The sequence below is a fragment of the Glaciimonas sp. GG7 genome, assembly GCF_052976905.1.
Map to the genome: position 1 here is coordinate 1 of NZ_JBRIIQ010000207.1, position 1,586 is coordinate 1,586.

Annotated in this window: 2 protein-coding genes and 1 pseudogene; all 3 read right to left on the bottom strand. The window is 50.3% G+C overall.

Translation table 11 applies throughout. The annotated features are described in order from the left end of the window. Positions 1 to 54: 54 nt before the first annotated feature. Positions 55 to 333 (bottom strand): annotated as a pseudogene (locus tag ACVBEF_RS21135) (redoxin domain-containing protein); the annotation flags it as partial. Between the two features lie 276 nt (positions 334 to 609). Further along, positions 610 to 1,095: a nuclear transport factor 2 family protein gene (locus ACVBEF_RS21140; RefSeq protein ID WP_447124432.1), complete on the bottom strand. Its 486-nt coding sequence runs from the start codon at positions 1,093 to 1,095 to the stop codon at positions 610 to 612. Between the two features lie 9 nt (positions 1,096 to 1,104). Further along, positions 1,105 to 1,586: glutathione binding-like protein (locus ACVBEF_RS21145; protein WP_447125862.1), on the bottom strand; the 482-nt coding region annotated here is incomplete at its 5' end.

The following is a 1,586-nucleotide window of genomic DNA, read 5'->3' on the forward strand; positions in this document are numbered from 1 at the left end:
GGCAGTCGGTGATAGCTTCTCTAAGCGCCCGGTTCATCGAGCACGAATCGATTATTGCACTTTGCTGATGGCTTCTGAAGTGTCGTGCCATGCTTTGTGAGCGAAGTGGCTGTCGGTCGATACGCCGTAGACTTCAACGCCCATTTTCTGGAACTCGGCGTGGTGGTCAGCCAAGTCTTCTAATTCTGTAGGGCAAACAAAAGTGAAGTCAGCAGGGTAAAACATCACGATAGACCACTTGCCCAATAAGGACTGTTCTGTCACTTCAATGAACTTACCGTTTTGGTAGGCTTGTGCTTTAAATGGCTTAACTTTTGAGTTAATCAAAGACATTGTGTTTTTCCTTTTAAGGGGTTGTGAATTGGTATTACTGGAGTGTAGGGAGTTTCGATCGATATGTAAAATTAATTATTAAATTGTATTCAATTAATTTTAACTATCGATGTTTGCTGCTGACTGTGTGTGACTAGGTAAGTTTGTCCTTTCATCTTTTGGCTGTGAAGGCCATAGACAACGATTGTTGAAAACGGTTTTTGAAAAATGTTGCACGCTGATATAAAAAGCCGTTTCAAAATAGAAACGGCTTTTCAGGGAACGACGATATTGACATCAAAGTCCCAGATCGCTAAGGCTGGCATGATCATCCGGACGGCGCCCCAACGGCCAATGAAACAGGCGCTCGGTTTCTTTGATCGGCAGATCGTTGATACTGGCGTGTCGCACGGCCATCAAACCATCGGCGTCGAACTCCCAATTTTCATTACCGTAAGAGCGAAACCAGTTACCGGCATCGTCATGCCATTCGTACGCAAAACGTACGGCGATACGATTGTCGGCAAAGGCCCACAGTTCTTTGATCAGGCGATAGTCTAGCTCTCGGTTCCATTTGCGGGTGAGTAGCTCGAAAATCTCTTTGCGGCCGGTGATGAATTCGGCTCTGTTGCGCCAGGTACTGTCGACCGTGTAGGCCAAAGCAACCCGTTCCGGGTCGCGCGTATTCCAGCCATCTTCGGCTGCGCGCACTTTTTGGCGGGCGGTCTCAGGTGTGAATGGCGGTAAGGGTGGCCTGGGTGCGGGTTGTGTCGGTTGTGTCATTGGAGGCTCCTAGGCAACCAGACGCGCATTCTGCGGAAACATTTGCTTGCGGGCCTCATCGTCCATCTCTGCTTTGAAGCTGAATTTGTTTTTCAATTCTTCTGCGCGTTGTGCTGCCGGACGGGCGTTGATTTCGTCCAGATGACGTTTTAGGTTCGGCAATGTTTTCCATGCATCAGCGCCGAAGATGAACGGTACGGCGCGTGCCCAGCCCCAGACTGCCATATCGACCAATGTGTAGGTGTCGCCCAGCATGTAGCGGTGCTTTGCCAGTTGCGCGTCGAGGATGGCGTAGTGGCGTTCTGCTTCGAACATATAGCGATTGACTGCGTATTCTTTTGGCGCTGGGGCAAAGTGTTTAAAGTGCACCGCCTGACCGGAATAGGGGCCAATGCCGCTGGCGACAAACATCAGCCAGGAAAGCATCTGGGCGCGTGCGGCATCGATTCGTGCTCGATGAACCGGGCGCTTAGAGAAGCTATCACCGACTG

What these genes read in the sequence shown, in the direction of transcription:
- ACVBEF_RS21140 (WP_447124432.1), bottom strand. Translation starts at nt 1,095, where the DNA reads ATGACACAACCGACACAACCCGCACCCAGGCCACCCTTACCGCCATTC.